General features: G+C 63.8%; 9 protein-coding genes and 1 riboswitch. Of the genes, 7 read left to right on the top strand and 2 right to left on the bottom strand.

Going from position 1 to position 12,404, the window contains the following annotated elements; translation table 11 throughout:
• Window positions 1–146 precede the first annotated feature (146 nt).
• Both ASF66_RS14850 and ASF66_RS14845 read left to right on the top strand, forming a co-directional pair.
• On the top strand, window positions 147–1,952 hold the full coding sequence (locus ASF66_RS14850) for a phenylacyl-CoA dehydrogenase (RefSeq protein WP_056844397.1): 1,806 nt from the start codon (window positions 147–149) through the stop codon (window positions 1,950–1,952).
• Between the two features lie 85 nt (window positions 1,953–2,037).
• Window positions 2,038–3,813 carry an acyl-CoA dehydrogenase C-terminal domain-containing protein gene (locus ASF66_RS14845; protein WP_056844396.1) on the top strand — a complete coding sequence of 592 codons (1,776 nt, stop codon included), beginning with the start codon at window positions 2,038–2,040 and terminating at the stop codon, window positions 3,811–3,813.
• Window positions 3,814–4,233: 420 nt separating this feature from the next.
• Here ASF66_RS14845 and ASF66_RS14840 read toward each other — a convergent pair whose 3' ends face one another.
• Entirely contained in the window at window positions 4,234–5,691 is a 1,458-nt protein-coding gene (locus ASF66_RS14840) for a TolC family outer membrane protein (protein WP_049862073.1), read from the bottom strand.
• A 184-nt stretch (window positions 5,692–5,875) separates the two neighbouring features.
• A riboswitch (TPP riboswitch) is annotated at window positions 5,876–5,980 on the top strand.
• Between the two features lie 149 nt (window positions 5,981–6,129).
• On the opposite strand from ASF66_RS14840, the gene thiC reads away from it, so the two are divergent.
• Both thiC and cytX read left to right on the top strand, forming a co-directional pair.
• A complete protein-coding gene (thiC, locus tag ASF66_RS14835; RefSeq protein WP_056844395.1) occupies window positions 6,130–8,034 on the top strand; it encodes a phosphomethylpyrimidine synthase ThiC in 1,905 nt (634 codons plus the stop codon).
• Between the two features lie 112 nt (window positions 8,035–8,146).
• Complete coding sequence (gene cytX / locus ASF66_RS14830) at window positions 8,147–9,472, top strand: putative hydroxymethylpyrimidine transporter CytX (protein WP_056844394.1); 1,326 nt, start codon at window positions 8,147–8,149, stop codon at window positions 9,470–9,472.
• On the opposite strand, the gene ASF66_RS14825 is transcribed toward cytX, so the two are convergent.
• Window positions 9,441–10,187 carry an RsiV family protein gene (locus ASF66_RS14825; protein ID WP_049862070.1) on the bottom strand — a complete coding sequence of 249 codons (747 nt, stop codon included), beginning with the start codon at window positions 10,185–10,187 and terminating at the stop codon, window positions 9,441–9,443. The two genes, cytX and ASF66_RS14825, sit on opposite strands and share 32 nt — an antisense overlap.
• 198 nt (window positions 10,188–10,385) lie before the next feature.
• Here ASF66_RS14825 and ASF66_RS14820 point away from each other — a divergent pair, with 198 nt between their 5' ends.
• The 3 genes from ASF66_RS14820 (at window position 10,386) to cpdA (ending at window position 12,353) form a co-directional block, all read left to right on the top strand.
• Window positions 10,386–11,003 carry an NUDIX domain-containing protein gene (locus tag ASF66_RS14820; protein WP_049862069.1) on the top strand — a complete coding sequence of 206 codons (618 nt, stop codon included), beginning with the start codon at window positions 10,386–10,388 and terminating at the stop codon, window positions 11,001–11,003.
• Window positions 10,958–11,446 (top strand): DUF1249 domain-containing protein, encoded by a 489-nt coding sequence (locus tag ASF66_RS14815; protein ID WP_442962777.1) that lies wholly within the window; start codon window positions 10,958–10,960, stop codon window positions 11,444–11,446. Before ASF66_RS14820 ends, ASF66_RS14815 begins: the two co-directional genes overlap by 46 nt.
• A 91-nt stretch (window positions 11,447–11,537) precedes the next feature.
• Window positions 11,538–12,353, top strand: a complete 816-nt coding sequence (gene cpdA, locus ASF66_RS14810) for a 3',5'-cyclic-AMP phosphodiesterase (protein WP_056844393.1) — start codon at window positions 11,538–11,540, stop codon at window positions 12,351–12,353.
• The last annotated feature ends 51 nt before the right edge of the window (window positions 12,354–12,404 follow it).

Raw genomic sequence — 12,404 nt, 5'->3', positions numbered from 1 at the left:
GCTGCTACTGGCAGGCGCGATGCCGTCGTCCGGCGCCGGGCGGGTATTGACTTTGCCCAGGCGTAAACGTATGTTTCAAACACCCGTTTGATAGCGACAACCTGTCGCAGGTCGAACCCACCGGAGTTCAGCAGAGGTTTATCGCTATGTCTGATTACAAGGCCCCCTTGCGTGATATTCGCTTCGTCCGCGACGAGCTGCTCGGCTACGAAGCGCACTATCAAAGCCTGCCCGGTTGCCAGGACGCAACGCCGGACATGGTCGATGCCATCCTCGAAGAAGGCGCCAAGTTCTGTGAACAGGTACTGGCACCGCTGAACCGCGTGGGTGACATCGAAGGCTGCACCTGGAGCGAGGACGGCGTGAAGACGCCGACCGGTTTCAAGGAAGCCTACAAGCAGTTCGTCGAAGGCGGCTGGCCGAGTCTGGCCCATGACGTCGAGCACGGCGGCCAGGGCCTGCCCGAATCCCTGGGGCTTGCGGTCAGCGAGATGATCGGCAGTGCCAACTGGTCCTGGGGCATGTACCCCGGCCTGTCCCATGGCGCGATGAACACCATTTCCGCCCACGGTACCCCCGAGCAGCAAGAGGCCTACCTGACCAAGCTGGTGTCCGGCGAGTGGACCGGCACCATGTGCCTGACCGAGCCGCACTGCGGCACCGACCTGGGCATGCTGCGCACCAAGGCCGAACCCCAGGCCGACGGCAGCTATGCGATCAGCGGCACGAAGATCTTCATTTCTGCCGGCGAACACGACATGGCCGACAACATCGTGCACATCGTCCTGGCACGCCTGCCCGATGCCCCGGCTGGCACCAAGGGCATCTCGCTGTTCATCGTGCCCAAGTTCCTGTCCAACGCAGACGGTTCGATCGGCGCGCGCAATGCGGTGAGCTGTGGCTCGCTGGAACACAAGATGGGCATCCACGGCAACGCCACCTGCGTGATGAACTTCGACAGCGCCACCGGCTACCTCATCGGCCCTGCCAACAAGGGCCTCAACTGCATGTTCACCTTCATGAACACCGCGCGCCTGGGTACCGCTCTGCAGGGCCTGGCACACGCCGAAGTGGCGTTCCAGGGTGGTCTGCGCTATGCCCGCGACCGCTTGCAGATGCGCTCTCTCACCGGCCCCAAGGCGCCGGAGAAGGCCGCCGACCCGATCATCGTGCACCCGGACGTGCGCCGTATGCTGCTGACCATCAAGGCCTTCGCCGAAGGCACGCGTGCCATGGTCTATTTCACCGCCAAGCTGGTGGATGTGCTCAAGTTCAGCCAGGACGAGGAAGAGCGCAAACGTGCCGATGCCCTGCTGGCGTTCATGACCCCGATCGCCAAGGCGTTCATGACCGAAGTGGGCTTCGAGGCCGCCAACCACGGCGTGCAGATCTACGGTGGACACGGCTTCATCGCCGAGTGGGGCATGGAGCAGAACGTACGCGACAGCCGCATTTCCATGCTGTACGAAGGCACCACAGGTATCCAGGCGCTCGACCTGCTGGGCCGCAAGGTGCTCATGACCCAGGGCGAGGCGCTCAAGGGCTTCACCCGCATCGTGCACAAGTTCTGCCAGGCCAACGAAGGCAACGAAGCGGTTGCCGAGTTCGTCACCCCCTTGGCGCAGTTGAACAAGGAGTGGGGCGAGTTGACCATGAAGGTCGGCATGGCCGCCATGAAGGACCGTGAAGAAGTCGGCGCCGCCTCGGTCGACTACGTGATGTATTCGGGCTACGCCTGCCTGGCCTACTTCTGGGCCGACATGGCTCGCGTAGCGGCGCAGAAACTTGCCGAGGGTCATGGCGATGCGGCGTTCTACACGGCCAAGTTGCAGACTGCGCGCTTCTACTTCCAGCGCATCCTGCCGCGCACCCGCACTCACGTTGCCGCCATGCTGTCCGGCGCAGGCAACCTGATGGCCATGGACGAAGCGCACTTCGGCCTTTCCTACTGACAGGCCAACCAGCCTGCGGCGCGCGTCGACCCGAGCGCGCCGCCCGGCTTTCGAACTTCAGCCCTCGAATTCCTGCGAGTTAGCCATGGCGGACTACAAAGCTCCCTTGCGCGATATGCGCTTTGTTCTGAATGAAGTATTCGACGTCGCCAGTCACTGGGCCCAACTGCCGGGCCTGGCCGACAGCGTCGACGTGGAAACCATGGAGGCGATCCTCGAAGAGGCCGGCAAGGTCACGGCCCAGGCGATCGCACCGTTGAGCCGTGCGGCCGATGAAGAGGGCTGTCACTGGCGCGATACCGTGGTCACCACCCCGGCTGGATTCCTCCAGGCCTACCAGACCTATGCCGAGGGCGGCTGGGTCGGCGTCGGCGGCGAGCCCGCCCACGGTGGCATGGGCATGCCCAAGGTGATTTCGGCGCAGGTCGAGGAGATGGTCAACTCGGCCAGCCTGGCGTTCGGCCTGTACCCGATGCTGACGGCCGGTGCCTGCTTGTCCATCAACGCTCACGCCAGCGACGAGCTCAAACGGACCTACCTGCCCAAGATGTATGCGGGCACCTGGGCCGGCTCCATGTGCCTGACCGAAGCCCATGCAGGCACCGACCTCGGCCTGATCCGCACCCGCGCTGAACCGCAGGCCGACGGCAGCTACAAGGTCAGCGGGACGAAGATCTTCATCACCGGCGGCGAACACGACCTGACCGAGAACATCATTCACCTGGTGTTGGCCAAGCTTCCCGATGCACCGCCCGGTCCCAAGGGCATCTCGTTGCTGCTGGTGCCCAAGTTCATGGTCGATGCCGACGGCAACCTGGGCGCGCGAAATGCCGTGTCGTGCGGTTCCATCGAGCACAAGATGGGCATCCAGGCCTCGGCCACCTGTGTGATGAACTTCGACGGCGCCACCGGTTACCTGATCGGCGAGGCGAACAAAGGTCTGGCGGCCATGTTCACCATGATGAATTACGAGCGCCTGGGTGTTGGTATCCAGGGTCTGGCGTCGGCCGAGCGCTCCTACCAGAACGCCGTGGAATATGCCCGCGACCGGCTGCAAAGTCGCTCACCCAGCGGTGCTGCCCAGCCCGACAAGATGGCCGACCCGATCATCGTCCACCCGGACGTGCGGCGCATGCTGCTGACCATGAAGGCCTGCAACGAAGGTGGGCGTGCTTTTTCCACCTACGTTGCGTTGCAACTGGACACGGCCAAGTACAGCGAAGAACCGGCCACGCGCAAGCGCGCCGAGGATATGGTCGCTTTGCTGACACCGGTGGCCAAGGCGTTCCTGACCGACCTGGGCCTGGAAACCACGGTGCATGGGCAGCAGATATTCGGCGGCCACGGCTATATCCGTGAATGGGGCCAGGAGCAGCTGGTCCGCGATGTGCGCATCACCCAGATCTACGAAGGCACCAACGGTATCCAGGCGCTGGACCTGATGGGGCGCAAGGTCGTGGGCAACGGCGGCGCGTTCTATCAGCTGTTCTCCGAGGAGGTACGGGCTTACGCGACCCAGGCCGAAGGCGCATTGCAGGAGTTCACCCAGCCGTTGATCCAGGCGTTGGACCGTCTGGATGCGCTGACCGCCGGGGTGCTGGACCGGGCCGGGAACGATCCGCGCGAGATTGGTGCTGCGTCCGTCGAGTACCTGCAGGCCTTTGGCTACACCGCCTATGCCTACATGTGGGCAAGGATGGCCGGCGCCGCGCTGGGCCGGCAGGACGAGGCGTTCTACGCCAGCAAGCTGGGCACGGCGCGGTTTTACTTCGCGCGTTTGTTGCCACGGGTTCACTCGCTGGCGGCCGCCGTCGATGCCGGCAGTACGTCGCTGTTTCTGCTGGATGAGGCGCAGTTCTGACGGTGTAAGCTTTGGCTTACGTCACGCGGTGTCTTTGAGCTATATCCGAGGATTGGATCCACGGTTAATCTTCTCTCCAAGGACGTTGCGCAGGATGCGCCTAGATATAACAGGGACACGTAGGATTTCTGCCAGGACGGCGGACGGAAATGGATGTCATGGGAAACAGTCTGCAAAACCCCGCTTCGGCGGGGTTTTCTTTTTTCCACTCCCGAATATTCCCCGCATCACCGCCGGCCGCCAGACGCCGCACACCTGACACCCCGCATCACCGCCCGACGCTGCTCACACCCCCCCTGTAGCAGCGGCGCAAGCCGCGTCACTGACGACGCGATTCACCTGACACCCCGCATCACCGCCCAACGCGGCTCGCGCCGCTGCTACAGGGTTGCGCAAGCCGTTCAGCAGCGTCGCGTCAGGTCATGGTTTCGCTGGCGGCTTGAGCAGCGCTTCGGCGGCCTTGGCCAGGTCCGGTGGCAGGAAATCCTTGTCCGGGTTGTAGTCGGCCTTGAGGAAGCGCGTCAGGTCCTGCAGGTCGCCCGGGCTCAGGATGCCTGCCGCCTGCTTGAGGCGCAGGTTGTCCAGAATGTAGTCGTAGCGGGTGTTGTTGTAGTCGCGCACCGAGCTGTACAGCTGACGCTGCGCGTCGAGCACGTCGACGATGTTGCGCGTCCCCACCTGATAGCCGATCTCGGTGGCCAGCACCGAGCTCTGGTTGGAGATGATCGACTGCTTGCGCGCCTGCACCTGCTCGACATCGGTATTGACCGCGCGGTGCAGGTTGCGCGTGTTCTCCACCACCTGCCGACGCAGGCTTTCGCGCTGCTGCTCGCTTTGCGTGAGCCGTGCGTAGGCTTCACGTACCTGCGAGCTGGTCAGGCCACCGCTGTAGATCGGAATGTTCAACTGCACGCCGATGCTGCGCTGCGACACATCACTGCCATAGCTGACGCCCGGCAGGGTCGATGGGTTGCTGAAACCCAGATTGTCGTTGTCGCCCTTCTGGTATTGCGCGACCGCATCCACCGTCGGCGCATGCCCAGCCTTGCGCTGGCGCAAGGTCTGCTCGGCGGCTTCCACGGCGTAGTTGCTGGCCAGCAGATCGAGGTTCTGCCGCGAAGCGGTATCGACCCAGGTACTGGCGTCATTGGGTATCGGCGCCAGCACGGGCAGGGTGTGAACGATGCCCTGGATCGAATTGTATTCACGGTTGGTCAGCGTGATCAGGGCCTGGAACGCATCCTCCACCTGGCGCTGGGCGATGATCCGGTTGGCCCGGGCGGTGTCGTAGCTGGCCTGGGACTGCAGGGTGTCGGTCTTGTCGGAAAGACCGACGTTGAAGCGCTCCTGGGACTGATCGAGCTGGCGCCGGAATGCATTCTCCTCGGCGCGCGCGGTGGCCAGGTTGTCCTGGGCGCGCAGTACCGAGAAATAGGCCTGGGCACTTTGCAGAATCAGGTTCTGCTCGGTGGCCGACAACTGCACTGCAGCCTGCTCGTCGACCGCCTTGGCCGCCTTGAGCTGGAACCAGCGGTCGGCACGGAACAGCGGCTGGCTCAATTGCGCGCGGTAGGAATTGCCACTGCGGTTGTACACCGCCGAGGGCTGGTCCAGCGCCGTGCGGGTGTCGTTGATGTCGTAACCGGCCGACAGGTTGGGCAGCAAACCGGCGCGCGCCTGCGGCACGATTTCGCTTTGCGCGGCATAGTCGGCCCGCGAGGCGGCCAGGTCGGCGTTGTTCAGTACCGCTTCCTGATAGACGCTGACCAGATCGGTCATGCTCGCCAACGGTGCCTGCTGCGCCAGGGCCAGGCCTGGGATGGCACCGGACACGGCCAGGGCGAGGGCCGTTGCCGAGGGAAATCTACTGCGCAGCATGGGGGCAATCCTTGGTCTGTAAGCTGGGTCTGGACATCAGCTGTGGAAAGAGGCTTGGGGCAGGGCGAGTGTAGAGCGCGGCGCGCCGCACAACAATCGGTCCGATGCAACGGGCACTATCAAGACCTGCATCAAGACCTGCAGGCGGGGTTGGCGTTCCGTGTGCAGGGCGTCTATGCTGTGCACGTTCTTGTCGGGGTGCCTTGCTATGAGGCTGAGATCGGATAATCCGGATCCCGTTGAACCTGATCAGGTTAACGCCTGCGTAGGGAACAAGATTTCTCGTCTTTGCGGCGAGTCCTCTTGTGCTTCGTCCGAGGTCTCGCGCATTTCTGCACAGCACCTCGCGTACAAGCACAGCATCCGTTCACAGGGTGCATCCGTGCCTTTCAGGTTCGCTCCGACATTCCCTGCTGGATGCCGTCTGGAGAGCCTGTGATGAATACAAAAGCAAAAAACACCGTGCATTTGAGCGAATCGGCCCAAGTCGATTCAGGCTCCGTGCAGCCCTTCACCCGTTCGCGCAAGATCTACGTCCAGGGCTCGCGGGCAGACATCCGTGTGCCCATGCGTGAAATCAGCCTGGACGTCACCCCGACTGACTTTTCCACCGGCAACAGCAGCGGCGAGATCAATCCGCCGGTGACCGTCTACGACACCTCCGGCCCCTACACCGACCCCAATGTCGTCATTGACGTGCGCAAGGGCCTGGCCGACGTGCGCTCGGCCTGGATCGACGACCGTGGCAACACCGAACGGCTGCCCGGCCTGAGTTCTCGCTTCGGCCAGCAGCGCCTGAGCGACGACGAACTGACCAAACTGCGCTTCGCTCACGTGCGCAACCCGCGCCGGGCCAAGGCCGGCGCCAACGTCAGCCAGATGCACTACGCGCGTCAGGGCATCATCACCGCCGAAATGGAATACGTCGCCATCCGCGAGAACATGAAGCTGGCCGAGGCCCGCGCTGCCGGCCTGCTCAAGGATCAGCACAAGGGCCACAGCTTCGGCGCCAGCATTCCCAAGGAGATCACCGCCGAGTTCGTGCGTGAAGAAATCGCCCGTGGCCGCGCGATCATTCCGGCCAACATCAACCACACCGAACTCGAACCGATGATCATCGGCCGCAACTTCCTGGTGAAGATCAACGGCAACATCGGCAACAGCGCCCTGGGTTCCTCCATCGAGGAGGAAGTGGCCAAGCTCACCTGGGGCATCCGCTGGGGCTCGGACACGGTGATGGACCTGTCCACCGGCAAGCACATCCACGAAACCCGCGAGTGGATCATCCGCAACTCGCCCGTACCGATCGGTACCGTACCCATCTATCAGGCCCTGGAAAAAGTCGGCGGCGTGGCCGAAGACCTGACCTGGGAGCTGTTCCGCGACACCCTCATCGAGCAGGCCGAGCAGGGCGTGGACTACTTCACCATCCATGCCGGGGTTCTGTTGCGCTACGTGCCGCTGACGGCCAAGCGGGTCACCGGCATCGTCAGCCGCGGCGGATCGATCATGGCCAAGTGGTGCCTGGCGCACCACAAGGAAAACTTCCTGTACACGCACTTCGACGAGATCTGCGAAATCATGAAGGCCTACGACGTCAGCTTCTCCCTGGGCGACGGCCTGCGTCCGGGCTCAATCGCCGACGCCAACGACGAAGCTCAGTTCGGGGAGCTGGAAACCCTCGGCGAGCTGACCAAGATCGCCTGGAAGCACGACGTCCAATGCATGATCGAAGGTCCGGGGCACGTGCCGATGCAGCTGATCAAGGAGAACATGGACAAGCAGCTGGAATGCTGCGACGAAGCGCCGTTCTACACCCTCGGCCCGCTGACCACCGACATTGCTCCGGGTTACGACCACATCACCTCGGGCATCGGTGCGGCGATGATCGGCTGGTTCGGTTGCGCAATGCTTTGCTACGTGACGCCCAAGGAGCACCTGGGCCTGCCGAACAAGGATGACGTGAAGACCGGCATCATTACCTACAAGATCGCCGCGCACGCCGCCGACCTGGCCAAGGGGCACCCCGGCGCGCAGATCCGCGACAACGCCTTGAGCAAGGCGCGTTTCGAGTTTCGCTGGGAAGACCAGTTCAACCTCGGGCTGGACCCGGACACCGCGCGCGCCTACCACGACGAAACCCTGCCCAAGGACTCGGCCAAGGTCGCGCACTTCTGCTCGATGTGCGGGCCGAAGTTCTGCTCCATGAAGATCACTCAGGAAGTGCGCGAGTATGCGGCCAACCAGAAGATCGAGGCCGTCGACCTGAGCGTGGAAGAAGGAATGCGCGAACAGGCCCAGCGCTTCAAGCAGGAAGGCAGCCAGCTGTACCAGAAAGTCTGATCAGGACCTTCAGTGGTGCGGCGTTCGCGGCCGATGACCGCTCCTGCGATTTCTCCGTAGGAGCGGTCATCGGCCGCGAAACCCGCACCGCGTCTGACCTGACACCCCACCAATGCTCCGACAACCCCGACTCCTTCCCATTCGAGCCCATCCATTGAAAACCTCCTACTCCCCCGATATCGCGGTCTCCACCGCCCAGCGCGTGCTGGGCGGACGTGATCTGTTCTCCCTGTGGTTTTCCCTGGGCGTCGGCCTCATGGTGCTGCAGACCGGCGCCTTGCTGGCGCCCGGCCTGGGCCTTGCCGGTGCGCTGGGCGCCATTTTTCTCGGGACCCTGGTGGGTGTGCTGCTGCTCGCTAGCGTCGGCGTGATCGGCAGCGACACCGGGCTGTCGGCCATGGCCGCCCTGCGCCTGACCCTGGGCCATGGTGCCGGCAGCGTGCCGGCGCTGCTCAACCTGCTGCAACTGGTCGGCTGGGGCTCGTTCGAGATCATCGTCATGCGCGATGCCGCCAGCCTGCTGGGCACCCGCGCCTTCGGCGAAGGCAGCCTGGGCAGCAATCCGTGGTTGTGGACGCTGCTGTTCGGCGCGTTGGTCACGCTGCTGGCGGTCAGTGGGCCGCTGACCTTCGTGCGCAAGGTGCTGCGCAAATGGGGCATATGGCTGCTACTGGCGGCATGCCTTTGGCTGACCTGGAACCTGTTCGCCAAGGCCGACCTGGCAGCTCTGTGGAACACTGCGGGCGACGGCTCCATGGACCTGGCCACCGGCTTTGACATCGCGATTGCCGTGCCCCTGTCGTGGCTGCCGCTGATTGCCGACTACTCGCGATTCGGCAAGCGCGCTCGCAACGTGTTCGGCGGCACTGCCGTGGGCTTCTTCATCGGCAATTTCTGGTTGATGAGCCTGGGCGTCGCCTACACTTTGGCGTTCGCGCCCAGTGGTGAAGTCAATGCGCTGCTGTTGGCGCTGGCCGGTGCTGGCCTGGGCATACCGCTGCTGCTGATTCTGCTGGACGAGTCGGAGAACGCCTTCGCCGACATCCATTCGGCTGCGGTATCGACCAGCCTGTTGTCAGGCTTGAAGGTGGAGCACCTGGCCCTGGCCATCGGTATCACCTGCACGCTGATCGCCTGCCTGGCACCGCTGGCGCAGTACCAGAACTTCCTGCTGCTGATCGGCTCTGTCTTCGCGCCGCTGTTCGGCGTAGTCCTGATGGACCACTTCGTGCTGCGCAAACGCGCCATCCAGCTCGAGCCACGGGCTGTACGCTGGGGCGCACTGCTGGCGTGGCTGGGCGGTGTGTCCCTGTATCACCTGCTGGCCAATCTGTACCCACAGATCGGAGCAACCCTGCCCGCGCTGCTGGTGGCCGGGTTGCTGTACTACCTGATCGAGCGCGTGCTCAACCGCGACCCGGGAACAGCTCGGGCTTGATCACGCCATTGAGGCGCGGGTAGGCGATCTTCACTTCCGGGTGGCCCATGGCGTAGGGGGCGATGCTGTACACGTTGTACTTGAGCACCACGCCCCCATAGGTCAAGGCAATGTTCGGCGTCTGCTGGAAAGGCCACTGACGAATGAAGTCGGCATCCTTGTCCAGCTTGCTGGCGACCAGCCAGCCACGGTGGGCTTCTTCGGCAGCCTGCCAAAACGCGCGTTCCTGACCCGGTACCAGCATGTCCTTCAGGGTCAGTTCGCGATGCTCGCGACGTGACCAGTTGATGAAGCCGCGCCCCGGCATGCCGTGGGCGCCACCGGTCATGACGTAGCTGGACAGCTCGACCACCACGATACCGTCATGCTGCTCGCGTACCTTGGCTTGCAGGTAGCTGCTGTAGCGCGGCTGGGCCTCGCGCATGAATTGATCTTCATAGGCCTTAAGGGTCGCCGGTACGCGGGCGTCGGGCGTGTTGACGGTCATCTCGCGCAAGCGTTTGTCGATGGCTGCATCCAGGCCGGGCTCGTCGGGAAAATGCACCACGTCGATGTTCACCAGTGGGCAGTCCTGATTGTCGCAGCCGGGCTTGATGTGCTCGAAAGCCTCGCGCTTGGTCTCCAGCGGCGCCCGGTAGTTGGTTTGGAAGACACTGGCGCAGGCACCCAGGGTCAAGGCGACGCAGGCCACGGAGGTGAACTTGAGAAACGACATGATGGTCCTTGGCGGATGATTGAATTGTCGTGCTTGGACTGCCGGTCGAACCGTCGGTTCGCACGTAGCGCAATCTTAATGCCTGCTCGCCCAACCGCCTATCCCGAGGCTTGCGGCTTACCTTCGAAGGGGGCTGCAATACGGGCGCATCGCGGTTAGGATGGCCCCATGCTGCACGCACGAGTACGAGGTTTTTCCATGCCAGATTCATCCCGATCCACCCCCAAGGCGGTCGAGATCGACAAGACCGAACGTTGCTTCCAGGGCTTCTACAGACTGGACAAACTGTTCCTGCGCCACGAGCTGTTCAACGGTGGCATGAGCAAACAGATCAGCCGCGAACTGTTCGTGCGCCACGACGCCGTGTGCGTGTTGCCCTACGATGCCGTTCGCGACGAAGTGGTCCTGATCGAGCAGTTCCGGGTCGGTGCGGTGGGCAAGGTCGACAACCCCTGGCTGATCGAAATGGTCGCCGGGTTGATCGACAAGGACGAGCAGCCCGAGGAAGTCGCCCATCGCGAAGCCGACGAGGAAGCGGGGCTGCAGATCGAAGCGCTGTGGCCAGTCACCAAGTACTTCCCCTCGCCCGGCGGCAGCGATGAATACGTGCATCTGTACCTGGGCCGCTGCAGCAGCGAAGGCGCGGGCGGCCTGCATGGGCTGGAGGAGGAGGGCGAGGACATCCGCGTCAAGGTCTGGGCGTTCGACGATGCCCTGCAGGCCGTGCGCGATGGTCGGATCATCAACGCGGCAGCGATCATCGCCATTCAATGGCTGGCGCTGAACCGCGACGAAGTCAGGGGGCTTTGGTCGTGAGTCCGTTGCGCGAGCGCTACCGCGTCGACCTGGTCGGCTTGCAGGCCGCCTGCGAGGCCAATTATGCGCGACTCATGCGGCTGTTGCCGGACATGCGCAGCCAGCAGTTGTCGCGCCGCATCGCCATGACCCAGGCCGACCAGATGCTCGGCGTGCTGACCCTCGAGGTGTTGCTGGCCTGTCCGTACACCACCACCCTGCGCGTGCGCCAGGAACACAGCCTGCCCTGGCTGCCCGTGCCGCAGATGGAAGTGCAGGTGTACCACGATGCGCGCATGGCCGAGGTCATCAGCGCCGAGCATGCCCGTCGTTTCCGCAGCGTCTATCCCTATCCCAACGAGGCCATGCACCAACCCGACGAAAAGGCCCAGCTCAACCTCTTCCTCGGCGAATGGCTCAGCCACTGCCTGGCCTGCGGCCACGAGTACGAAGCGGTGCGCTGAGCGCCGACCGGCCCCGGGCGCTGGACCCTGCATTGCCCTCGTCATCCAGGCTGCGCATAATTCCTCGATCAACCCCTGCCTGGAGACGGCCTTGTCCAGCCCATCTGATCGCGCTGTCGATGCCCCGGTGCTGCTCGTGCAGCTGTCCGACAGCCACCTGGTGGCCGAAGCCGACGGAGCCATGTTCGGCCTCAATACCCGGCAGAGCCTGGCGCAGGTCGTCAGCCAGGTGCAATTGGAACAGCCGCACATCGATTTGCTGGTCGCCACTGGCGACCTGTCTCAGGACGGCACGCTGGCTTCCTACCAGGCGTTTGCCCAGGCCACAGCGGGAATTGCCGCGCCGATGCGCTGGCTGCCCGGCAATCACGACGAACCGGCGGTCATGCAGCAGGCCGCGCGGGGTACGCAGTGGCTGGAGCCGGTGGTGGACATCGGTGCCTGGCGAGTGACGCTGCTCGATTCCGCCATCGCAGGTTCGGCGGCGGGTCATCTGGCCGACGAGCAGTTGCAGCTGCTCGAACGGTCGCTTGCCGAGGCACCGCACAAGCATCACCTGGTGTGTCTGCACCATCATCCAGTGTCCATCGACAGTTCCTGGATGGAGCCCATCGGCCTGCGCAATCGGCATGCCCTGTTCGAACTGCTTGCCCGCTTTGCGCAAGTGCGGGGTGTGCTCTGGGGGCACGTGCATCAGGAGATCGACCGGCAGGCTCATGGCGTGCGCCTGTTGGCATCGCCCTCGACCTGCATCCAGTTCCTGCCGCGCAGCGAGGACTTCGCCCTGGATGACCGCGCCCCGGGCTACCGCTGGCTTCGCCTGATGCCGGACGGACAGATCGAAACCGGCGTCTCGCGCCTGGCGGACTTCAGCTTCACCCCGGATCTGGACGCTGCGGGTTATTGATTCAGGGGCGGTAGCGCGACCTTCGCGGGCAGAGCCCGCTCCCACAAAATT

It is taken from the genome of Pseudomonas sp. Leaf129 (assembly GCF_001423465.1).
GTDB classification, from domain to species: Bacteria; Pseudomonadota; Gammaproteobacteria; order Pseudomonadales; family Pseudomonadaceae; genus Aquipseudomonas; species Aquipseudomonas coleopterorum.
Note: the sequence above shows the minus strand (reverse complement) of the source record. Positions and strands in the feature narration are given on the sequence as shown.